Annotated in this window: 19 protein-coding genes; 6 read left to right on the top strand and 13 right to left on the bottom strand. The window is 59.0% G+C overall.

Going from position 1 to position 23,433, the window contains the following annotated elements; genetic code table 11:
• Window positions 1–23 precede the first annotated feature (23 nt).
• Window positions 24–1,325, top strand: a complete 1,302-nt coding sequence (locus BLU01_RS26290; protein WP_092280979.1) for an OprD family porin — start codon at window positions 24–26, stop codon at window positions 1,323–1,325.
• A 52-nt stretch (window positions 1,326–1,377) separates the two neighbouring features.
• Here BLU01_RS26290 and BLU01_RS26295 read toward each other — a convergent pair whose 3' ends face one another.
• From BLU01_RS26295 to BLU01_RS26350, 12 genes are all read right to left on the bottom strand, one after another.
• A complete protein-coding gene (locus tag BLU01_RS26295; protein WP_092280982.1) occupies window positions 1,378–1,998 on the bottom strand; it encodes a transglycosylase SLT domain-containing protein in 621 nt (206 codons plus the stop codon).
• Window positions 1,999–2,164: 166 nt separating this feature from the next.
• Window positions 2,165–3,109: a carbohydrate kinase family protein gene (locus BLU01_RS26300; protein WP_092280984.1), complete on the bottom strand. Its 945-nt coding sequence runs from the start codon at window positions 3,107–3,109 to the stop codon at window positions 2,165–2,167.
• 13 nt (window positions 3,110–3,122) lie between these two features.
• Window positions 3,123–4,619: a xylulokinase gene (gene xylB, locus BLU01_RS26305; protein ID WP_092280986.1), complete on the bottom strand. Its 1,497-nt coding sequence runs from the start codon at window positions 4,617–4,619 to the stop codon at window positions 3,123–3,125.
• Window positions 4,620–4,745: 126 nt separating this feature from the next.
• Window positions 4,746–6,221, bottom strand: coding sequence for a mannitol dehydrogenase family protein (locus BLU01_RS26310; RefSeq protein ID WP_092280988.1), 1,476 nt, complete (start codon window positions 6,219–6,221; stop codon window positions 4,746–4,748).
• 15 nt (window positions 6,222–6,236) lie between these two features.
• Window positions 6,237–7,340: an ABC transporter ATP-binding protein gene (locus BLU01_RS26315; RefSeq protein ID WP_092280990.1), complete on the bottom strand. Its 1,104-nt coding sequence runs from the start codon at window positions 7,338–7,340 to the stop codon at window positions 6,237–6,239.
• 130 nt (window positions 7,341–7,470) lie between these two features.
• Window positions 7,471–8,301, bottom strand: coding sequence for a carbohydrate ABC transporter permease (locus tag BLU01_RS26320; RefSeq protein WP_054046221.1), 831 nt, complete (start codon window positions 8,299–8,301; stop codon window positions 7,471–7,473).
• A 10-nt stretch (window positions 8,302–8,311) separates the two neighbouring features.
• The gene (locus tag BLU01_RS26325; protein WP_231987186.1) at window positions 8,312–9,211 is read right to left on the bottom strand and encodes a carbohydrate ABC transporter permease; all 900 of its coding nucleotides are present in this window, start codon (window positions 9,209–9,211) and stop codon (window positions 8,312–8,314) included.
• A 154-nt stretch (window positions 9,212–9,365) separates the two neighbouring features.
• Entirely contained in the window at window positions 9,366–10,676 is a 1,311-nt protein-coding gene (locus BLU01_RS26330) for an ABC transporter substrate-binding protein (RefSeq protein WP_092280994.1), read from the bottom strand.
• 293 nt (window positions 10,677–10,969) lie between these two features.
• Window positions 10,970–11,875: an AraC family transcriptional regulator gene (locus tag BLU01_RS26335; protein WP_092280996.1), complete on the bottom strand. Its 906-nt coding sequence runs from the start codon at window positions 11,873–11,875 to the stop codon at window positions 10,970–10,972.
• Between the two features lie 96 nt (window positions 11,876–11,971).
• Complete coding sequence (locus BLU01_RS26340) at window positions 11,972–12,838, bottom strand: PI-PLC domain-containing protein (RefSeq protein WP_092280998.1); 867 nt, start codon at window positions 12,836–12,838, stop codon at window positions 11,972–11,974.
• 162 nt (window positions 12,839–13,000) lie between these two features.
• On the bottom strand, window positions 13,001–14,323 hold the full coding sequence (locus tag BLU01_RS26345) for a glycosyltransferase (protein ID WP_092281000.1): 1,323 nt from the start codon (window positions 14,321–14,323) through the stop codon (window positions 13,001–13,003).
• Window positions 14,324–14,415: 92 nt separating this feature from the next.
• Entirely contained in the window at window positions 14,416–14,775 is a 360-nt protein-coding gene (locus BLU01_RS26350) for a response regulator (protein WP_092281002.1), read from the bottom strand.
• 264 nt (window positions 14,776–15,039) lie between these two features.
• On the opposite strand from BLU01_RS26350, the gene BLU01_RS26355 reads away from it, so the two are divergent.
• The 5 genes from BLU01_RS26355 to BLU01_RS26375 all read left to right on the top strand — a co-directional run bounded on the left by BLU01_RS26355 (window position 15,040) and on the right by BLU01_RS26375 (window position 21,614).
• The gene (locus BLU01_RS26355; protein ID WP_092281004.1) at window positions 15,040–18,534 is read left to right on the top strand and encodes a response regulator; all 3,495 of its coding nucleotides are present in this window, start codon (window positions 15,040–15,042) and stop codon (window positions 18,532–18,534) included.
• Window positions 18,535–18,578: 44 nt separating this feature from the next.
• Entirely contained in the window at window positions 18,579–19,394 is an 816-nt protein-coding gene (locus BLU01_RS26360; protein WP_092281006.1) for a CheR family methyltransferase, read from the top strand.
• The gene (locus BLU01_RS26365; RefSeq protein WP_092281008.1) at window positions 19,391–19,984 is read left to right on the top strand and encodes a chemotaxis protein CheB; all 594 of its coding nucleotides are present in this window, start codon (window positions 19,391–19,393) and stop codon (window positions 19,982–19,984) included. The genes BLU01_RS26360 and BLU01_RS26365 overlap by 4 nt, the downstream gene beginning before the upstream one ends.
• Window positions 19,978–21,159: a hybrid sensor histidine kinase/response regulator gene (locus BLU01_RS26370; protein ID WP_092281010.1), complete on the top strand. Its 1,182-nt coding sequence runs from the start codon at window positions 19,978–19,980 to the stop codon at window positions 21,157–21,159. The genes BLU01_RS26365 and BLU01_RS26370 overlap by 7 nt, the downstream gene beginning before the upstream one ends.
• Before the next feature lie 77 nt (window positions 21,160–21,236).
• The gene (locus BLU01_RS26375; protein WP_010460444.1) at window positions 21,237–21,614 is read left to right on the top strand and encodes a response regulator; all 378 of its coding nucleotides are present in this window, start codon (window positions 21,237–21,239) and stop codon (window positions 21,612–21,614) included.
• 154 nt (window positions 21,615–21,768) lie between these two features.
• Here the strand turns inward: BLU01_RS26375 and BLU01_RS26380 are convergent, their stop codons facing one another.
• The gene (locus tag BLU01_RS26380) at window positions 21,769–23,430 is read right to left on the bottom strand and encodes an ATP-binding protein (RefSeq protein ID WP_408003125.1); all 1,662 of its coding nucleotides are present in this window, start codon (window positions 23,428–23,430) and stop codon (window positions 21,769–21,771) included.
• Window positions 23,431–23,433: the final 3 nt, after the last annotated feature.

Genomic DNA, 23,433 nt, shown 5'->3' on the forward strand with positions numbered 1-23,433 from the left:
CTGCACTGTTGGAGCTTTTTTTCATGCGTCCCCCATTTCCCCTCACCACCGCGCGCCAGTCACTCGGCTTCGGCGCTTTAGTGCTGTGCGCCGGTTTTACCGCGCCGGTTCAGGCCAGCGGTTTTATCGACGACACCACGGCGAAAATCGAATCGCGCACGGTGTATTTCAACCGCGATTTTCGTGATGGGCACACCAGTAACGACCAAGGCGCCTCCAAGCGTGAAGAGTCGGCGCAGGGTTTTATTCTCAATTTGCAATCGGGTTACACCGAAGGCCCAGTAGGTTTGGGCATCGATGCAATCGGCATGTTTGGACTCAAACTGGATTCCAGCGCCGACAGCAGCAACAGTGGTTTGCTGCCATCTAGCGGCGAGAACCCGCGCGGTTCGAAAGACCAATACGCCAAACTTGGCTTGACCGCGAAAGTGCGCATGTCGCAAAGCGTATTTAAGTACGGCGCACTGTTACCCGACGTGCCATTGCTCAAATACAATGACGGCCGATTGCTGCCGACGATGTTCAACGGCGCAATGCTCACCTCAAAAGAAGTCAAAGACCTGACCTTTATGGCGGCGCGGCTGGACCAGTACACCGCGCGGGATTCGACCGATTCCCAAGACATCCGCGTGCACTGCAAGAACAAGCGTTACGCCTGTAACACCACGGCTGACCACTTCGACATGGTTGGTTTCGATTACAAGATCAATGATCGCCTGACCGCGCAATATCACTACGCCGAGCTCGAAGATATCTATCGCCAGCACTTTGTCGGGTTATTGGCCAATCAAGCGTTGGCTGGCGGCGTGCTGAAAGCGGATCTGCGGGTATTGAAAAGTCCCGACAGCGGCGACGCACGCGCGGGCTCTATCGATAACCGCGCGTTGAGCGCAATGTTGGCTTACGCGATCAGTGGCCACACGTTCAGCGCCGGTTGGCAGCGCATGAATGGCGACAATTCGATGCCTTACCTGGATGGCACTAATCCGTATTTGGTCAACTACGTGCAAGTCAACGACTTCGCCGCTGCGCAAGAGCGTTCGTGGCAAGTGCGGTATGACTATGACTTCAAGGCCATCGGGATTAACGGTTTGAGTTTCCTGACCCGCTATGTGAACGGGGATCACATCAAAGTGCTCGGCAGTGAGCAGGAGGGTAAAGAGTGGGAACGCGACAGCGAACTCAAGTACGTGGTGCAGAGCGGGACGTTCAAGGACGTCAGCGTGCGTTTGCGTAACGCGACGTACCGGACCAACTACCAAAAGTTTGCCCGCGACGTGGATGAAACGCGGGTGATCTTCAGTTACAACTTTTCGGTGTTGTGATTCACGCGCCTTTGCAGGAGCTACTTGTTGCAGCTCCTGCGAAGGTCAGGTTTTACAGCCAATGCCAGAACCGGCTCCAGAAGCCGCGATTCAAATCTTCCTTGCAGCCTGCGTATTGCCGCGCATAAAGGTCTGAGCGACCTTTGACAATGCCGGCGGTATTCATCAGCCACGCTTTGCTGGCGTAGGTTTTATTGCGATAGCCGCCCCAGCCTTCGTGGTAGTTGAGGTATTGGCCGTACGCATCGTATTTGTAGACGCCATTGATGGTGGCGGTTTTGTCCATGTACCAGCCAACGAAGTCGATGGCGTCATCGAAATCTTCGCGGTCGGCCCAGTTGCGGCCGGTGCTCTTCTGGTAGTCAGACCAGACCTCATCCTTGGCTTGCGCATAACCCGACGCGGTCGACACCCGGCCCCACGGGATGATCCAGAGCAGGTATTTGCGCGGCGTCTTGGCGTTGTGACGGTAACCGGACTCTTGGTACATGATCGCGAACGGCACTTGGATCGGTACGCCCCAGCGTTTTTGCGTGACTTGTGCGGCGTCGTACCAGTCGCTCTTTTCGCGAAAGATTTCACAGATATCGTTCGGCGAGCGAGGGGGCGAAGTGCCGCAACCGGCCAGCAACGTCGTGAGTAACAAAAGTCCAGCCGTTAGCCTTGCGTTCAAAAGCCCGTCTTCCTGAGATGCGCGGAGAAAGGGCGCTAGTTTACACATAGCGGTGTCAGATCGATGGCATTCGCGGGCAAGCCTCGCTCCTGCAGGGTTGGTGCCGGTCGAAAGAACGGCGTAAATCCCCTAGGAGCGAGGCTTGCCCGCGAAGAGGTCCTCGGCTTTAGCGCAATTCCAACTGATGCCGATACGGCAAATCCGGCCCAGTCTTGCCGCACGTCAGCGCCGCCGCTTGCACGGCAAACTTGAGCATGGCGTCGATCTGCTCACGGCTCAGGCGCTGCACGCCGTCCACCGAGTCCAGTTGCTGTTCGGTCAGCCAGGTAATCAGCGCAGCCTGGAAGGTATCGCCAGCGCCGACGGTATCGGCAATCGTCACTGAACACGCCGGCACTGACCACGAGCCATGCGCCCGACTGAACACGCTCGCGCCTTCGCCGCCACGGGTCAGGAACACCAATTGGCAGCGGTGGGTCAGCCAACTTTCGATCACCCGCTGCGGATCCTGCTCGGGGTACAGCAGGCTCAAATCTTCGTCGCTGACCTTGATCAGGTCGGCCAACTCAACCAGCTCGGCAATCCGCGAGCGCCACAGGTCGATGTTTGGCTCGGGGTTCAAGCGCACGTTCGGGTCGAGGCTGATCAGGCGTTTGCCGCTTTCGCGGCCGACCAGTGCGAGCAGAGTATCGGCAATCGGCTGGACCACCAGCGAGAATGATCCGATGTGCAAACCGCGCACCTGCGGCCCGAGTTCCGGCAGGTGTTCGAGGCGCAATTGCCGATCTGCGCAGCCTTCACCGCGAAAGCTGTAGTGCGGCGAGCCGTTGGCGCCAACCGCGACCATCGCCAGGGTAGTCGGCGCGGCGAAGTCCACCAGGTAATCCGCGCGCACGCCTTCTTCCTGCAACACCTGTTGCAAACGGCGGCCGAGGTAGTCGGTGGACAGCCCGGCAAACAGCGCAGAGTCCACGCCCAAGCGGCGCAAACCCACCGCAACGTTGAACGGCGAACCGCCGGCAATCGCCTTGAAATTCACTTCTGAAGCCAGACCGCTGGCATCGTCTTCGCTGAAGAAATCGAACAGCGCTTCGCCACACACCAGATACATAATTGTTCGCTCTTTAAAGGGTTGCGACATGCTGTTGATAGCGTTCGTAGGCCTGCTGCGCCGCCGCAACGTTGGCGGCAATCGGCAGGGTTTCGCTGGCCGGGTCGAGTTTCACGCAGCGTTCGCACAGTTCGGCCAGCCTGCTTGCGTCGCCGTTTGCCGAAGCGTGGCACCACGCCGCTTGAATCGACGCGCCGAGGGCCGCCGCTTCGCTTTGTTCGGTGCAGATCACCGGGGTGTTCATGATGTCGGCGACGATCTGCCGCCACACCGGGCTCTTGGAGCCGCCGCCGATCAAACAAATGCTGCGGCTTTGTAAGCCATTTTGGCGTAGCAGGTCCAGCCCGTAACGCAATCCGAAAGTCGTGCCTTCGACCGCCGCGCGACACAAATTGGCTTCGGTCAGGTTGGTCATGGTCAGCCCCAGCAGGCTGCCGGTGGCGTGGGGCAGGGCGGGCACGCGTTCGCCATTGAGGAACGGCAACATGCACACGCCGTCCGCGCCAATCGGCGCCTGTTCAACTCGTTCGTTGAAGCGCTCGATGTCCAATTCGAACAACTCGCGAATCACCCCAGTGGCATTGGTCAGGTTCATCGTGCAGATCAACGGCAACCAGCCGCCGCTGGAGGAACAGAACGTCGCGACCGAGGCGTCCGGGCTGACTGTTGGCTGTTCGGAATAGGCATAAACGGTGCCGGAGGAGCCGAGGCTCATGGTGATCGCGCCGGGCTGAATATTGCCGGTGCCGATTGCGCCCATCATGTTGTCGCCGCCGCCGCTGGCGACCAGTGCGTGCGGGTTGATCCCGAGTTGTGCGGCGATACCCGGCAGGATCGCGCCGACCGGCTGGTGGGCGTCGATCAACTCCGGCAGCGCCGCCTCCAGGCGACCGCTGGGGTCGATCTCGCGCAATATCTGCAAGTCCCATTGGCGCGTGCGCACGTTGAAATAACCGGTGCCCGAGGCGTCGCCGTATTCGCTGCAACTGCGGCCAGTCAGCCAATAGTTGAGGTAATCGTGCGGCAGCAGAATCTGCGCGATACGGGCGAAAATGTCCGGGTGTTGTTCTTTGGTCCAGAGCAGTTTCGACACCGTGTAACCGGGCGCGATGACCACGCCGAGGCGTTCGAGCGAACCTGATTCACCGCCGAGATTGGCCAGCAGCCGATCGTTTTCCGGCGTTGACTCGGTGTCACACCAGAGCTTGGCCGGGCGCAAGACCTGGCCTTCGCCGTCGAGCAGGACCAGGCCGTGTTGCTGCCCGGAAACGCCGACGCCGAGGATCTTCTGGCCATCGACATTGGCCGCGAGCAGGGCGCGGCGGGTGGCGAGGGCGAAGGCTTCCAGCCATTGGCTGGTGTCTTGCTCGCGCCGACCGTTGGCGCCGCTGATCAGCGTGTGCGCTGCCGCGCCGAGGCCCAGCACCTGACCGTTGACGGCGTCGAGGATGATCGCTTTGGTGCCTTGAGTGCCGCAGTCGATGCCGAGGAATAGTTGTTGGTTTGCCATGTCATGACCCTGCCGAAGATCGTTCCCACATTCTGCGTGGGAATGCGTCAATGGACGCTCTGCGTTCGCTTCTGGATGGGACGCGGAGCGTCCCGGGCTGCATTCCCACGCAGAGCGTGGGAACGATCATTCGGCCAGCACTCGTTCCAACGTCTGCGTCACACCGACCTCGCGCAAGCTGTTACAACACCATTCAAACGCCGCGACAAACTCCGGTGAATTGGCGATCGCCGTGCCGAAAATCTCTTCGACCGCCAGCAAGCGCTGGGTGATCAACGCATCATCAGCGACCAGTGCCTGACAAAACGTCGCCCGTGGATCAGGAATCGAATAGGTCACGCCGTTCTCATCGACACCTTTCAAATACAGCGCCCAAGCCGCAACCACCAACGCCGCACGCTTGGTTTCCTGGCCATCGGCGATCAAACGATTGACCGTCGGCACGGTGAATTTCGGAAACTTCGACGAGCCGTCCGAACACACGCGCTCCAGTTGATCGGCAATCGCCTGATTGGAAAACCGCGCCACCAGAGTGTTTTTGTACTCGGTCAGGTCAATGCCCGGCACCGGCGCCAGTTGCGGCGTGACGTCGAGATCCATGTAAGCGCGCATGTAGCGCACGAACAGCGGGTCGTTCATGGTTTCGTGGACGAAGCGGTAACCCTTGAGAAAACCCAGATACGTCAGGGCCAAATGACTGCCGTTGAGCAGTTTGATTTTCATCTCTTCATAAGGCGTGACGTCGTCGGTGAACTGCACGCCGACCTTCTCCCACGCCGGGCGGCCGTTGACGAATTTGTCTTCGAGCACCCATTGCACAAACGGCTCGCACACCACCGGCCAAGCGTCGTCGATCGCGTGTTTGTCGTGCAATTGCAGCTTGTGTTCGGTGCTGGTCATCGGCGTGATGCGGTCGACCATCGCGTTGGGGAAACTGACGTTTTGCTCGATCCAGTCACGCAGATCGCCATCGCGCAGGGCGGCGAACGCCAGCAGTGCCTTGCGGGTGACGGCGCCGTTGTGCGGCAGGTTATCGCACGACATCAAGGTGAACGCGGGCGTGCCGGCGGCGCGGCGTTTGGCCAGCGCGGCGCAGAGGAAACCGAACACGGTTTTCGGCGCGTCCGGGTGCGCCAGATCGTGCTGGATTTGCGGCAAGTGCGCCATGAAGTCGCCGTTGCTGTCATCGATGCAATAGCCGCCCTCGGTAATGGTCAGCGAGACGATGCGAATCTGCGGATCGGCGAGTTTGTCGATCAAGGCTTCGGCGCCGTCCTCGGCGAGCAACATGTCGCGAATGGCGCCGATCACCCGTACTTCGGTGTCATCGCTGTCGCCGAGCTCGAACAGGGTGAACAGGTAATCCTGCTCTTTAAGATCGTCGCGAGCGCGGCGGTCTTCGGCGCGCAGGCCGACGCCGCAAATCGCCCAGTCGAGGCCTTCGCCGGTGTTCATCAGTGCATCGGTGTAATACGCCTGATGCGCGCGGTGGAAACCGCCGACGCCGATGTGCGCAATGCCTTGGCGCGTGTCGCCCAGCGCGTAGGCGGGCAGCGCCACTTCGGCAGCGAGGCGGTTGAGATTGTGTTTATTGAGTTTCATCACGGGCTCTCTAAATCAGGCTGCTGCGCGCAGCGGGCGGGTCAGCGCCACGCCGTCGGCATCGAATAAATGGCAGTGTTCGGCGTCCAGGTGCAGGCTCAGGGTTTCGCCGTAGCGGCTGGCGAGGTCGCCGCGCACGCGCATGGTCAACGCTTCGCCGCACGAGGTGACGACGTGGCAGAAAGTGTCGCTGCCCAGTCGTTCGCTGACGTCGGCCGTGACTTGCAGGGTGCAGTCGCCGGTTTGCGCAAGGTTCAAGTGTTCCGGGCGAATCCCCAGCGTTACCGCGCCGCCGACGCTCAGGCTGGCGCCGCTCAATGGCAGAGTGATGCGGGTGCCGGCGTCGAGCAGCACTTCGACGTTCTGGCTTTCGACGCGGATGACTTTGCCCTTGAGGAAGCCCATTTTCGGCGTGCCAAGGAAACCGGCGACAAACAGGTTGGCCGGTTGGTGATAGAGGTCCAGCGGCGAGCCGACTTGCTCGACTTTGCCGCCATTGAGCACCACCACTTTGTCGGCCATGGTCATGGCTTCGACCTGATCGTGGGTCACGTAAATCATCGTCGCTTGCAGTTCTTTATGCAGGCGCAGCAGTTCCAGACGCATTTGCACGCGCAGGGCGGCGTCGAGGTTGGACAGTGGTTCGTCGAACAGGAAGATTTTCGGGTTGCGCACAATCGCCCGGCCAATCGCCACGCGCTGGCGCTGGCCGCCCGACAGTTGTTTCGGTTTGCGCTCCAGCATCGGCCCGAGTTCGAGGATGCGCGCCGCTTCACCGACTTTCTTCTCGACTTCGGCTTTCGGTACGCCGGCCAGATCGAGGGCGAACGACATGTTCTTTTTCACGGTCATGTGCGGATACAGGGCGTAGGTCTGGAACACCATCGCCAGGTCGCGCTTGGCCGGGCTGACCTCGGTGATGTCGCGGCCATCGAGTTCGATAGTGCCGCCGCTGACTTCTTCGAGGCCGGCGATCAGGCGCAGCAGTGTGGATTTGCCACAGCCCGACGGACCGACGAACACCACGAATTCCTTATCGTTCACTTCGAGGTCGATGCCCTTGATGATGGAAAAACCTTCGAAGCCTTTTTGCAGATTCTTGATTTTCAGGTTGGCCATGGTGATGGGCCTCCACTTGTTGTTATTTGGTTGAGCCGCTCGGGCTTTTTTGTAGGAGCCAGGCTTGCCGGCGAAGGCGATTTGACGGACGCCTTCGCCGGCAAGCCTGGCTCCTACAGAGACGATCCATTTATTTCACGGCACCAAACGACAGGCCCCGGACCAGTTGTTTCTGGCTGATCCAGCCGAAGATCAGAATCGGCGCGCAGGCCAGGGTCGAGACCGCTGACAACTTGGCCCAGAACAGGCCTTCGGGGCTTGAATACGAGGCGATCAATGCGGTCAGCGGCGCGGCTTTCGACGAGGTCAGGTTGAGTGACCAGAACGCCTCGTTCCAGCACAGGATCAGCGACAGCAGCACCGTGGAAGCCAGGCCACCCTTGGCGATTGGCAGCAATACCCGAACCATTTCCTGCCACAACGTAGCGCCGTCGAGGCGCGCGGCTTCGAGAATGTCTTTGGGGATGTCTTTGAAGTAGGTGTAAATCATCCAGACCACAATCGGCAGGTTGATCAGCGTGTAGATCACGATCAGCGCAATCCGCGTATCGAGCAGGCCGAAGCTTTTGGCCAGCAGGTAGATCGGCATCAGCACGCCCACCGGCGGCAGCATTTTGGTGGAGAGCATCCACAGCAGCGTGCCTTTGGTGCGTTTGGTTTCGTAGAACGCCATCGAGTAGGCCGCCGGCACCGCGATCAGCAGGCAAAGCGCCGTGGCGCTGAAGGAAATCACCACCGAGTTCCAGGCGAAACTGAAGTAGTCGCTGCGCTCGTTGATGTGCAGGTAGTTTTCCAGCGTCGGCGTGAAGATGAACTGCGGCGGCGTGGCGAAGGCGTCGATTTCGGTTTTGAAACTGGTCAGCACCATCCAGAAGATCGGGAAGAAGATCAGGATCGCGATGGCCCAGGCCAGGGTGCCGAGCAGCAGGCTTTGCAGGCGGCGGGATTGTTGAAGAGTCATGGCGCGGGCCTCAGGCTTTGTCTGTCAGTTTTTTGCCGATCATCCTGACCAGCACGATGGCCGCGACGTTGGCAATCACCACCGCGATCAAGCCGCCAGCGGACGCCATGCCGACATCGAACTGCACCAGCGCCTGGTTGTAGATCAGGTAGGCGAGGTTGGTCGAGGCATAGCCGGGGCCACCATTGGTGGTGGTGAAGATTTCGGCAAACACCGAGAGCAGGAAGATCGTTTCGATCATCACCACCACCGCAATCGGCCGCGCCAGGTGCGGCAGGGTCAGGTGCCAGAAGATCGCGACCGGGCCGGCACCGTCGAGGCGCGCGGCTTCTTTCTGTTCCTGGTCGAGAGACTGCATGGCGGTCATCAGGATCAGGATCGCGAAGGGCAGCCATTGCCAGGACACAATGATGATGATCGACAGCAGCGGGTAATGCGCCAGCCAGTCCACCGGTTGCGCGCCGAAGAGTTTCCAGACGTAGGCGAGAATCCCCGAGACCGGATGAAAAATCAGGTTCTTCCAGATCAGCGCGCCGACGGTGGGCATGATGAAGAACGGCGAAATCAGCATGACCCGGACGATGCCGCGCCCGAGAAACTCGCTGGCCTCCAGCAACGCACTGATCAACACGCCAAACACCACGCTGATCAGCAACACGCTGCCGACCAGCAGCAAGGTATTGCTGGCGCCGGGCAGGAAACCCGAATCGGTGAGGAAGTAGGTGAAGTTTTCCAGCCCGACGAACTCGTTTTCACCGGGGTAGAGCAGGTTGTAGCGGATCATCGAGAAGTACACGGTCATGCCCAGTGGCACGATCATCCACAGCAGCAACAGGGCCACTGAAGGACTGACCAGAAACCAGCCGGGATTGGCCAGCCGGCTTTTACGCACCGGTTGGGGAATGTCCATTTGAGCTTTGGCAGTTGAGATATTCATGGCAAAAGAACCGATTGGGAACAGGCAGATGAGATCAACTGTAGGAGCGAGGCTTGCCCGCGAAAGCGGTATGTCAGACAAGCCGCCTTCGCGGGCAAGCCTCGCTCCTACAGGGGGGGGGCACGGGTTACTTGGGGTAACCGGCGCGCTTCATCTCACGTTCGGTAGTTTGCTGGGCCGCGGTCAGGGCCTGATCGACCGTGGTCTGGCCGATCAACGCTGCCGAGAACAACTTGCCGACCTGCGTGCCGACGGCTTGGAACTCAGGAATGGTCACCAATTGAATGCCGATGTATGGCACAGGTTTCGCGCTCGGTTTGCTCGGATCGGCCACTTTCAGCGATTCCAGCGTGACTTTGGCAAACGGTGCGGCGCTCATGTAAGCCTCGCTGTAGGTCGAGGCGCGCGTGCCTGGCGGCACGTTGGCAATCCCGTCTTTCTCGGCAACCAGCGCGCCGTATTCCTTGGAAGTGGCCCAGGCGCTGAAGGTCTTCGCGGCGTCCTTGGCTTTGGAACTGGTCGGGATCGCCAGTGCCCAGGAATACAACCAGGCTGAGCCTTTGTCGGTGGTTTCATGCGGCGCATAGGTGAAGCCGACGTGCTCGCTGACCTTGCTTTGGCTCTTGTCGGTGACAAACGAGCCGGCGACGCTGGCGTCGACCCAGATCGCGCATTTGCCGCTGTTGAACAGCGCGAGGTTTTCGTTGAAGCCGTTGCTGGATGCGCCTGGAGGGCCGGAATCCTTCATGGTTTTGACGTAGAAGTTCAGCGCGTTTTTCCATTCCGGACCGGTGAATTCCGGTTTCCATTGCTCATCGAACCAGCGCGCGCCGTAGGCGTTGGCGACGGTGGTGATCAACGCCATGTTTTCGCCCCAACCGGCCTTGCCGCGCAGGCAGATGCCGTACTGTTCTTCGTCCTTGTTCGTGAGTTTGCTGGCAAACTCGCTGATTTGCGTCCAGGTCGGATGCTCCGGCATGGTCAGCCCGGCGTCCTTGAACAGGTCGGTGCGGTAATAGGTGATCGAGCTTTCGGCGTAGAACGGCAAGGCGTACAGCGAGCCCTTGACCGACAGACCTTCACGCACCGACGGGAATACATCGTCGAGCGCGTAATCGGCCGGCAAATCCTTCATTGGTTCCAGCCAACCCTTGGCGCCCCAGAGTGCAGCTTCGTACATGCCAATCGTCAACACGTCGAACTGGCCGCCCTGTGTGGCGATGTCGGTGGTCAGGCGCTGGCGCAGGACGTTTTCTTCGAGCACCACCCAATTCAGTTTGATATCCGGATGTGCTGCCTCGAAGGTTTTCGAGAGCTTTTGCATGCGGATCATGTCGCTGTTGTTGACGGTGGCGATGGTCAGGGTCTGAGCGCCGAGGCTGACGCTGCTGAGGGTCATGCAGGTGAGGGCAAGCAGAGCTTTTACAGAAGGTTGCATCGTGCACTCCTTTTCTGTACCCGGCGGGGCCAGAAGGACGGTTATTGTTTTTGTGTCTTCCGAGGCAGGAAGAATGTGCACTGATTACAGCCTTCAATTGAGGATGTGACAAATCATCCATAGCACTGCAATCGATACTTTTTTGCACTGGTGTTTGGGTGGGCGAGCGCAGAGAACGGATATCGGGCGACAGTCCGGCATGAATTCCGTATTGGTTTTTTCACTCGTGGGAGCATGGCTTGCCCGCGATGACGCTCTCGGGAACGCCATCGCGGGCATGCCATGCGCCCACGCTAACCGAGGTTTTGTTCGGTCAGGCGCTGCACCGCCAACCGCCGGTAATGCGACGGTGTCATGCCTTTGAGCTGCTGAAACCGCCGATTGAAATTGGAGATATTGTTGAACCCGGACTCGAAACACACGTCCGTCACCGGTTTATCGCCATCGGCGAGCAGCTCGCAGGACTTGCTGATGCGCAACCGATTGACGAATTCGATAAAACAGCGGCCAGTAGCTTGTTTGAACACGCGGCTGAAATAGGTCGGTTTCATGCCCAAATGTTCCGCCACTTCTTCCAGCGGCAACTCCCGGGCGTAGTGGGCAAAAATGTAATCCACCGCGCGGTTGGTGCGGTCGACGCTGTGCTCGTCGGCCAACTGCGGCGTGGTGGCGCCGGACAACAATTGGTAGTCATCCGAGGCCGCAAGCAACTCCAGCAGAATGAAAAAGTGCCCGAGGCGCGTGACGCCTTGGGTATCAGCGATGCGTTGCATCAGCGTCATTGCCTGGCGAATCGTACGTTTGCAGCGAAACTCGATGCCGTACTGCGCACGCTCAAGCAGCGGTGCCAGGGTCTTTAGTTCGGCGAACACCAAATGGCCGCTGTCGAACAGCTCATCAGTAAAGTTGACCAGCATGTCGCGCTTGGGCACCACTTCGTCTTCGGCGACCTGGCTGATCCAGTTGTGCGGCAGGTTTGGGCCCGTGAGGAACAGCGATTCCGGATAAAAATTGCCGATGTAGTCGCCAATGAACACCTTGCCGGAACTCGCGACGATCAGGTGCAGTTCGTATTCCTTGTGAAAATGCCAGCGCACCAGCGGGCACGGAAAGCCATGCTGGCGATAGATGATGGACAACCCGTTGTGGTCGTCCATCAACTCATAGGAGGGGTCAGTGATGCGGGTAGCTCGGCTCATGGCAGGGCACTTTTATTGTTAACGCTGTTGTTAGTGCGATTGTTATTGCGCCCCGATGATGCCTCTTTCCGACCCGATTACGCCAGCGCCCGCCGCTCAAGCCTGCAGGCTGACAGCCTTCATGCTGTTGGCGACCCAGCAGTACCCGACGATTTCCGATTCGTCAAAAAAGTCGGTGCTGATGATGCTGCATTGGGTGACCCAGTCCCGCGACGAATGGAACCAGTCATTGATGTGCTCCTTGATATCTACCGGACCGCCGAGAAATGAGTAGCTGGTGGCGGTTAATGACCACAGGTATGAGCCAAATCGCGGAGTGTCGAGAGTGGTGACGATATGCTGGCGCAGCTCGGCCACATTGGTCAGCCGGGACCCGCTCCAGCGGTGGGGAACGCTGCTCCAGAAGTAATCCAGATCCAGATCCACCGAGTAGCGAGAGGCAAGCACCACGCGTTTCTTGCTGCTCGCAGCCTTGAGCTCGCCAATGGTTTTCTCGTCATCGTCAGGCGCAATGGTGCGTGCGCCCAAGCGCAGTTTCACCAGGTCGTTGAACTGCTTGAAATCGAAGGGCTGGTCGCCGTCGCGTAGCTGGTGGAAATCCAGAACGATGAATTCATCCGGATTACGCTCCAGAAAGTTGTTGACCGCATCCAGCAGTTCATCCAGTACGCGATGCGATTGGTGACCGTTGTGGTGAAAGTAAAATGTGCCGGCGGGCGAGGCGGGCGTGTAGCCCAGGCGCAAATCGAAGGCTCGGGCACCTTTGGCCAGTTGCCAGGCAAATGAATCGTTCTGGCAGGTGGTCCAGTTTCCAACGATCACTTCGTAATTCGGGGCTTTTTTGTCCATGCCGGCGTTGTGCACGCCGGGCCAGATCAGGTCGGTCAATTTCAAGCGGTCAATGTCGAGGACTTTGTTCATCCAGCATTGCGTGTCGACATTGGCGGTAGGGGTAAATGGCATGTCTCAAGGCTCCTGCCCAAGACTCGGCTCCGATCCGTGGAGGCGAGATAGTGTGGAAAAAATCACTTCATGCGACAGAGCCTAGAAGCTGATCCGCGATCATTCCACTCCAAGAAACATCTTAATAAACATAGCCTTGTGCCATATTGCTCAGGTTATTAATTAACCGCGAGATTCGGAAACGTCTGACGCGCTGTGTCGAGTTTTCGCCTCGATCCATTGCGACATGTACTGCGTGCTTTTATGCGCGTGGTGCCGAAGCATGGCGCCGGTGAAGTTGTCGCGACGCCGCGCGGCCAAGTCGCGACGGCAGGCCTGCAGCCGTTCGATCAGCGCCGGGCCGTGCACCGATTGCCGGTATTGCGCGGCGAGCAACTGATCACCATGCTGTTGCGCCTCGGTCCACAAAACCTGGTCCTGATACAACGCGACGGCCGCAGCGGCGATGGCTTCTGCGGATTCGCCAATCACACCGGGCCATGGCAGCAGACCATCGCTCATGCCTTCAGCGCCAATCGGCGTGGTCACGGTTGGCGTGCCGCAGAGCATCGCATCGACGATTTTGCCCTTGATCCCGGCGCCGAAACGCAGCGGCGCCAGGCAAACGCGCGCCGCCGACATCACTTGCAAGGCATCTTCCGCCCAGTTCATCACATGAAAGCCTTGCGCCGGGTTGTGCAGCGCGGTGGCTTTCGGCGGGGTGTAGGCGCCATATAAATGCAATTGCGCGCCGGGCAATTGCTGGCGAATCAGCGGCCACACGGTGGTTTTCATCCAGAGCACCGCGTCCCAGTTCGGCGCATGGCGGAAGTTGCCAATGCTCAGAAAGTGCGTACGTGCCTCGAACGCCGGGTGCGCGGTTGTTGGCATCGCTGGCATCAACGGGCACCAGTGCAGCAGCTCCCGTGGCATTTTGAACTGCTCGACCAGCAACTCGATTTCCACCGGGGAAATCATCAGGCTCAGGTCGCAGCGGTACAGCGCGGCAATCTCGCGTTTGGCCAGGTCGGTGCCCGCCATCAATTCGAATTCTTCGCGCAACGCCGGCGCGAACAGATCGCTGAAATCGTTTTCGTCGGCGCTGGTCTTCAAACGGTCTTTGAGGCGCTGATGCCGGGCATGTCGCAGGCTTTGCAGGTCGGAGGTTTCGAGCACGCGCAGGGCGTCGGGGCAGTGTTTCTCGACGCGCCAGCCGAACTGCTCTTCCATCATGAATTGGTCGAACAGGACGATATCCGGGGCGAGTTCGCGGATGAACGTGTCGAAACTGCTGTTGTTCAGCTCGATTGCGCATTCACGAATACCCAGCGCCGCGAGGTCAGCCTTGTGCTCGCCAACGCCCGCCGGGCTGCTGAACGTGATGTCCCAACCCTGTTGCACAAATGTATCGAGAATCTGCATGACATGCCCGCTGGCCGCCGAAGAACGGGGTTCGGGCCAGACATAACCAATGACCAGGACTTTGGTGGCGGACGGCGGGAGCATCGGTATTCCTTGAGGCGGCTAATCGGGCAGGGCGCAATTAAACCACAGCAGGAATTCAGGTTTTACAGAGGTTTACCGCAGCGTTGAGGGAATCAGGCGAGCATGCCGCGAACCTTGTCGCGCAGTTGGTCGATCGAGAACGGCTTGCCAATTACTTGCATGCCGGACGGCACGTCGATGCTTTCGGCGTAACCGCTGGCAAACAGGATCGGCAGTTCCGGGCGCAGTATCCGTGCTTGCTTGGCCAGTTCGCGGCCGTCCATGCCCGGCAGGCCGACGTCGGTCATCATCAGGTCGATGTATTGGTCTTCATCATTGAGGAACGTCAGGGCCTCTTCGCTGCCGTCCGCCTCCAGCACCTTGAATTCAAGTTCTTCCAGGACATCGACGATCAGCATGCGCACGATGGCATCGTCTTCGACGACAAGGATGATGGACGCTTCGGCGGACATAATAGGAGCTCTCAAAGATGAATTTACGGGTCGGCGGTCGATCGAATTCGCCGGTCTCTTGCTTGAGTAATTGCCGGACCCCGACAAGTTCCCGACCCAATACAAAAAATAGGCGATGTGCAGGAACGCGCAAGGATAACGCGCGCCATTGATCAAGCGCAGCTAATTGCCGGAATTTGCGACAAAAGCTGTCAGAAAATTAGATTCGTGTAGGGGTTTTCGGGCAAACTCCCTGGTTTTCGACAGTTCGACAAGGCATTTCCCATGACCCCTGCGTCCTCGGTTGATGAGCAACGATTCCGTAAACTGCTGAGCCGCAACGTCAGTTTGCCGCTGGGCGTGGGCGCTATCAGCGCGGTTTTCTTTGTGGCGTTGATCACTTACCTGTTGTCCGTCATCCAATGGGTCGAGCACACCGACCGGGTGATCAATAACGCTAATGAAGCGGTGAAGCTCACCGTCGACCTGGAAACCGGCATGCGCGGCTTCCTGCTCAGCGGCGACGAGCACTTCCTCGACCCTTATGAAACGGCCAAGCCGCGCATTGCGGTCGCGCTCAATACCTTGCTCGAACTGACCGGCGACAACCCGATTCAGACCGATCGTTTGCACCGCTTGCAGGCATTGCAAACCGAATGGGCGACTTATGCGCAATCGATGATCGATTTGCAGCGCAGCAGCGGCGACTATCGCGGCGCGGTGAAGGCCGGTCGCGGCAAGCGCCTGACCGATGAGATTCGCAAGCAATTCGAAGACGTGATCGACATGGAGCAACAGTTGCGCACCACGCGCAACGAAGAAGTGCGCCGCACGACGATCTGGAGCATCACCCTTTATCTGCTATTCGTTGCCGGCATCAGCGGTCTGCTGGCCTATATCGGCCGTCGCGATTTGCTCAATCTGTCGCAAAACTATGCCGCCAACATGGCCGCGCAACAGGCCAGCGCCGCGCGTCTCGAGCAGCAAGGCTGGTTGCGCAGTGGTCAGACCGAACTGGCCGAACAAGTGCTGGGGCAGCTGTCCTTGCAAATGTTGGGGCGCAATATCCTCAAATTCTGCGCGCAATACATGGGCACCGCCGTCGCCGCTATTTATATACGCGAAGACCATGGCGGCCTGAAACGCGTGGCTTCTTACGGTTTTTCGCGTGAGCAGGAAGAGCAGGATCAAGCGATCTACGACGGCGAAGGCATTGTCGGTCAGGCCGTGCAGCAAGCGCGGTTGATTCGTCTGGATAACGTGCCGCAAGGGTATTTTCGCGTCAGCTCCGGCCTCGGCGAAGGCCTGCCGCACAGCGTGATGGTGGTGCCGACCAGCGACGACGATCGGGTCAACGGCGTGATCGAGCTGGGTTTCCTGCGTCCACTGGAAGAGCGCGACGTCGAATTGCTCGAGCTGATCGCCAGCAACATCGGCACCTCTATTGAGGCCGCGCGTTATCGTCAGCGCTTGCAGGAAGTGCTGGCTGAAACCCAGCAGCTCAACGAAGAACTGCAAGTGCAGCAGGAAGAGCTGAAAACCGCTAACGAAGAGCTGGAAGAGCAGTCGCGGATTCTCAAGGAATCCCAGGCGCACCTCGAAACCCAGCAGGTCGAACTGGAACAGACCAACGAACAGCTCGCCGAGCAGGCGCAGATTCTGTCCGACCAGCGCGATGCGATGGACCAGAAGAACACCGAACTCAATCAGGCCCAGACGCAACTGGAAGAACGCGCCGAAGAGTTGCAGCGCTCCAGCAAGTACAAGTCCGAATTCCTCGCCAACATGTCCCATGAACTGCGCACACCGCTGAACAGTTCGCTGATTCTCGCCAAGCTGCTGGCGGAAAACCCGCAGGAAAACCTCAGCGCCGAACAGGTCAAGTTTGCCGAGTCGATCTATTCCGCCGGCAACGATCTGCTCAACCTGATCAACGACATTCTCGACATTTCCAAAGTCGAGGCCGGCAAACTCGACATGCGCCCGGAAAACACCAGCGTTTCGCGCTTGGTCGAAGGCCTGCGCGGGATGTTCGAGCCGATGGCCAAGGACAAGAATCTGCAGTTCAACATCGAGTTGCAGCCGGGCGCGCCGATGATGATCTTCACCGACCGCCAACGTCTGGAACAGGTGGTCAAGAACCTGTTGTCGAACGCCGTCAAGTTCACCGAAAAGGGTAGCGTCAGCCTGACCGTCGCCAGCCAGCCGGGTGACGGCATTGCCTTTATCGTCCGCGATTCCGGGATCGGCATTGCGGCCGATCAGCAGGAAAGCATCTTCGAAGCCTTCCGCCAGGCCGACGGCACCACCAACCGCCGTTATGGCGGCACCGGGCTGGGCCTGTCGATCTCGCGTGATCTGGCAGTGTTGCTCGGCGGCTCGATCAGCGTCACCAGTGAGCCGGGGCAGGGCAGTTCGTTCACCCTGGTGTTGCCGCTGCAATACATCGAACCAGGCGAAGAACCGATCGAGCCGATGCGCGCAACGCCGGTGGCTTACGTGCCAAAACCGGCTGCCCCTGCTGCACAGGTGCCGGTGATTGCCGAAGTCGACATCCCGCGTTTCGACGATGACCGCACCAAGGCACCGTTCACCACGCGCTGCATTCTGGTGGTGGAAGATGAGCCGAACTTTGCGCGCATCCTTTACGATCTGGCGCACGAACTGGGTTATCAGTGCCTGGTCGCGCACGGCGCCGATGAAGGTTACGACTTGGCGAAAGAGTTCATCCCCGACGCGATCCTGCTCGACATGCGCCTGCCGGACCATTCCGGTTTGACCGTGTTGCAACGCCTGAAAGAACGCGCCGAAACCCGGCACATCCCGGTTCACGTGATTTCGGTCGAAGACCGCGTCGAAGCGGCGATGCACATGGGCGCCATCGGGTACGCGGTCAAACCGACCACCCGCGAAGAGCTCAAAGACGTGTTCGCACGGCTGGAAGCCAAACTGACGCAAAAGGTCAAACGCGTGTTGCTGGTCGAGGACGATGACCTGCAGCGCGACAGTATTGCGCGGTTGATTGGCGATGAAGACATCGAAATCACCGCAGTCGGTTTCGCTCAGGAAGCGCTCGATCTGCTGCGCGAGACGATCTTCGATTGCATGGTCATCGACCTGAAACTGCCGGACATGCTCGGCAATGACCTGCTCAAGCGCATGGCCACCGAGGACATTTGCTCGTTCCCGCCGGTGATTGTCTACACCGGGCGCAACCTCACCCGCGACGAAGAAGCCGAGCTGCGCAAGTACTCGCGCTCGATCATCATCAAGGGCGCGCGCTCGCCGGAACGCTTGCTCGACGAGGTCACACTCTTTCTGCACAAAGTCGAATCGCAGTTGTCCCATGAGCGCCAGAAGATGCTCAAGACTGCGCGCAGTCGCGACAAGGTCTTCGAGGGCCGCAAAGTGCTGCTGGTGGACGACGATGTGCGCAACATCTTCGCCCTGACCAGTGCGCTGGAGCATAAGGGCGCTGTGGTAGTGATCGGCCGTAACGGTCGTGAAGCGATCGAGCGATTGAATGAAGTCGAGGACATCGACTTGGTGCTGATGGACGTGATGATGCCGGAGATGGACGGTTACGAGGCCACAGCCTTGATCCGCCAGGATCCGCGCTGGCGCAAACTGCCGATCATCGCCGTCACGGCAAAAGCCATGAAGGACGATCAGGAACGTTGCCTCGCGGCGGGTTCCAACGACTACCTGGCCAAGCCGATCGACCTCGATCGCCTGTTCTCGCTGATCCGCGTGTGGTTGCCGAAAATGGAACGCATCTAGTGGAAAGCTTTTAGTGGAAAACCTTTAGTGGAAAAGAACAACTAGTGGAAAAGAATAACGAAATCGAACTGCGGCTGTTGATCGAGGCGATTTACCTCAAGTACAGCTATGACTTTCGCGACTATTCCGGTGCTTCGATCAAGCGCCGGGTCAGTCACGCGTTGGGTCAGTTCGAGTGCGCAACCATCTCGGCGTTGCAGGACAGGGTCCTGCACGATCCGACCGCGTTCATGCAGTTGCTGCAATTGCTGACGATCCCGGTCAGCGAGATGTTTCGCGACCCGTCGCATTTTCTCGCGATCCGCAAGGAAGTGGTGCCGCTGCTCAAGACCTATCCGTCGATCAAGATCTGGATTGCCGGCTGCAGCACGGGCGAAGAGGTCTATTCGATGGCCATCCTGCTGCGCGAGGAAGGGCTGCTCGACCGCACCATCATTTATGCCACCGACATCAATCCGCGTTCGCTGGACAAAGCCAAGCAAGGGATTTTCTCGATGGAGAATGTCCGTGCCTACACGGCCAATTATCAGCAGGCCGGTGGCCAGCGTTCATTTGCCGACTACTATACGGCGGCGTACGGTTACGCGATTTTCGACAAGAGCCTGTGCGAGAACGTGACGTTTGCCGATCACAGCCTGGCGACGGACAGTGTATTCTCCGAAACTCAATTAATTTCTTGTCGTAACGTGTTGATTTACTTCAACAAAAAACTTCAGGACCGGGCTTTCGGACTGTTTCACGAGTCGTTGTGCCACCGCGGTTTCCTGGTGTTGGGCAGCAAGGAAACGCCGGACTTCTCGGCGTTCGGCAAGCAGTTCGAGCCATTGGTCAAACAAGAACGGATCTACCGCAAATCATGAACCACGCACCCGGTTTGCCGACCGTAGAGGCTATCGTGATTGGTGCTTCGGCCGGCGGCGTCGAGGCGTTGTTGAACATCCTGGGCCCACTGCGCCCAGGCTTTGTGCTGCCGATCATCGTGGTGCTGCACTTGCCCGAAGAGCGCCGCAGCCATTTGGCCGAAGTGTTTTCCCGACGGGTTTCGCTGCCGGTGCTCGAAGCGTACGACAAGACTCCGGTCGAGGCGGGCACGCTGTATTTCGCCGGCCCCGGTTATCACTTGTCGGTGGAGCAGGACCGCAGTTTTTCGTTGAGCCTGGAAGACCGCGTGCACCATTCGCGGCCCTCGATCGATTATCTGTTCGAGTCCGCCGCTGATGTTTACGGCCCGGCTCTGGCTGCGGTGCTGCTGACCGGCGCCAATCGCGACGGGGCGAGCGGCCTGGCGCAGGTCAAGGTGCGTGGTGGCCTGACGGTGGTGCAAGATCCCGAAGAGGCCCAGGTGGCGACGATGCCGCGGGCGGCGCTGGCCTTGCACCAGCCGGACTACATACTTCCCATACACGGCATCGGCCGTTTGATTGTCGAGCTGGAACAAATCGCATGTTAAGTAATATTCAAGCCAAGCTGCTGATCGTCGACGATTTGCCGGAGAACCTGTTGGCCCTTGAAGCGCTGATCAAGCGCGAAGACCGCACGGTCTACAAGGCGCTGTCGGCGGACGAAGCCTTGTCGCTGTTGCTGCAACACGAGTTCGCCATGGCCATTCTCGACGTGCAGATGCCGGGCATGAATGGCTTCGAGCTGGCCGAGCTGATGCGCGGCACCGAGAAAACCAAGAACATCCCGATTGTTTTCGTCAGCGCCGCCGGTCGCGAGCTCAATTACGCGTTCAAGGGCTACGAAAGCGGCGCCGTCGACTTCCTGCACAAGCCGCTGGACATCCACGCGGTCAAAAGCAAGGTCAATGTGTTCGTCGATTTGTATCGCCAGAGCAAAGCGATGAAGCAACAGGTCGAAGCCCTGGAGCAGAGCCGCCGCGAGCAGGAAGCGTTACTCAAGCAGTTGCAGAACACCCAGAACGAGCTGGAGCAAGCGGTGCGTATGCGCGATGACTTCATGTCGATCGTCGCTCACGAAGTGCGTACGCCGCTCAACGGCCTGATCCTCGAAACCCAGTTGCGCAAAATGCACCTGGCCCGGGACAACGCTGCAGCGTTTACCCTCGACAAGATGCACGCGATGGTCGACCGCGATGAGCGCCAGATCAAAAGCCTGATCCGTCTGATCGAGGACATGCTCGACGTGTCGCGGATTCGCACCGGCAAGCTGTCGATCCGACCGAGTCGTTTTGATCTGGTGAAGCTCGTCGATAACTTGCTGCAAAACTTCGCGCCGCAAGTCGATGCCGCCGAATCTTCCGTGGTGTTCACCGCCGAGGGCGCGGTGGAAGGCCATTGGGATGAGTTTCGCATCGAGCAAGTGATCTCCAATCTGCTGACCAACGCCCTGCGCTACGGCGGCAAGGGCCAGATCGACGTGCGCGTGTATTGCCACGGCAGCGAGGCGCGGGTCGAGGTTCAGGACCGTGGCATCGGCATCAGCGAAGAAAACCAGAAACGTATTTTCCTGCAGTTCGAGCGGGTTTCAGCCAAGACGGTGGTGGCTGGATTGGGGCTCGGATTGTTTATTTCAGAACAAATCGTAGCCGCCCATGGCGGATCCATCGTCGTCGAGAGCAAGATCAACGAAGGCGCCTTATTTCGCGTTTGTCTGCCGCTGTAGGAAAACAGCCAGATAAACGCAACCTCTGAACGGCCCCACGGTCGTATCAGCAGCTATTGACCGAACAAAGGCTTCCCATGAGTGAAGATGCGCAAGATGTAGTACTCATTGTCGAGGACGATCCCTCGATTTTGATGGTGTTGTCTGCCTATCTGTCGGGTGAGGGTTACCGGGTGCTGCAAGCCGAAAACGGTGAGCAGGCCTTCGAGATCCTTGCCAGCAAACCCCACCTGGACATGATGATTACCGACTTCCGCCTGCCCGGTGGAATCTCTGGCGTGCAAATCGCCGAGCCTGCGGTGAAACTTCGACCGGAACTCAAAGTGATTTTCATCAGTGGTTATCCGCAGGAAATCCGCGAAACCGACAGCCCGATCACGCGCAAGGCGCCGATTCTGGGCAAGCCGTTTGATCTGGATGTGTTGCAGGAATTGATGCAGGACATGTTGTCCTGAAGGTTGGCTCAACTGGGTGGCGAAGGCGCTTTTAAAGCAGCCTTCGCCAGCAAGCTGTGTGCCTATGGCGGCTTTTTGCGTTCTGTAGGTGCGAGGCTTGCCCGCGCAAGCTTCTTTGAGTGGTTACTGCCGGCAACCCTCGCCGGCATATTCTTCAGATTCGAATCATCTCGCGCACCTTGGCGGTCAGCAGATCGAAGGTGAACGGCTTGGTGATCATCTGCATGCCCGGGTCGAGGAAACCACCGCGCACTGCCGCGTGCTCGGCATATCCGGTAATGAACAACACCTTGAGGTCGGGACGATATTGCCGACCGATTTCCGCCAGTTGCCGGCCATTCATGCCCGGTAGTCCGACGTCGCTGATCAGCAGATCAATGCGCTGGTCGGAATCAAGGATCGGCACCGCACTGTCGGCATCACCCGCCTCGACAAACGCGTAACCCAGCTCACTGAGCACGGCGCTGACCAACACCCGAACCGCCGGATCGTCTTCGACAATCAGCACTGTTTCGCCATCGAGCGCGTAAGGCGCTTGCTCGATACTAACCAGCGCGTCCTGCACCAGATCATTGATATTTCGCGGCAGGTACAGGTTGACCGTGGTGCCTTTGCCGACTTCACTTTCGATCGTTACATGGCCGCGCGACTGCTTGCTGAAACCATAAATCATCGACAACCCAAGCCCGGTGCCCTGGCCAATCGGTTTAGTCGTGAAAAACGGATCGAACGCGCGGCTGATGGTGCTTTGCGGCATCCCGCAACCGGTGTCGGTGACGCTCAACACTACGTAATCGCCCGGTTGCAGATTGCCGTGGGTTTCGGTGAAAGCCGCGTCGAGATGCTGGTTGAAGGTTTTCACCGTCAACTTGCCGCCGTCGGGCATTGCATCGCGGGCGTTCAACACCAGGTTGAGCAGGGCGCTCTCCAATTGATTCGGATCCGCCTCGGCGACCCAAAGCTTTTCGTTTAGCTGCATGTCGAGCTGAATGGTTTCGTTGATGCTGCGCTGCAGCAGCTCACCCATGGAGGTGACCAGGGCGTTCATTTCGACCGGTTTGGAGTCCAGCGACTGGCGACGCGAGAAGGCCAGCAAGCGGTGAGTCAAACCCGCCGCACGGTTGGCCGAGGTCACGCCCAGATCGATCAAGCCATCCAGATCTTCAGTGCGGCCCCGCGCCAAACGTCGGCGCAGCAACTCAAGGCTGCCGATGATGCCGGTGAGCATGTTGTTGAAGTCGTGGGCGATGCCGCCGGTCAATTGACCGACCGCTTCCATTTTCTGCGATTGGCGCAACGCTTCTTCGTTATGCCGCAGCTGCGCGGTGCGCTCCTCGACTTGCTGTTCGAGGGTTTCGAGGGTGATTTGCAGTCGTTGTTCGCTTTGACTGAGGTCGATCAACCGGTCCCTGGCTTCGTATTGTCGTCGGCGCCCGCGCAACGCGGTGGTTACCAGACTGATCAGGGTCACCGGGTGAAAAGGGCGTTCGAGGAAGGTCACGTTGCCGAGTTGCGGGCCAAGCCGCGACGCCGGATTCTGCTCCGGCCCGCCGTGGTGGGTGAGCAATACAATCGGTAGGTCGGACCATGCCGGTTGTTGATCGATCAATTGCAACAAGCGCTCGAGATCAGCGCCGAGCAATGCTTCGGAAGAAATCAGCAGCATCCCGGCGCCGTCTTCCAGTTCCGCGCACAAGTCCGCGAGATCGCGGGCGATAACGCCCGAGAATCCCGCTTCGTTGAGCATCATCAGCGCAATCTGGCTATCGCGCCCCAGCGGCGCGAGGATGATCGCGCGCTCGGACGTCGCGGCCATGAC

The sequence above is a fragment of the Pseudomonas prosekii genome (assembly GCF_900105155.1).
Taxonomy (GTDB): Bacteria; Pseudomonadota; Gammaproteobacteria; order Pseudomonadales; family Pseudomonadaceae; genus Aquipseudomonas; species Aquipseudomonas prosekii.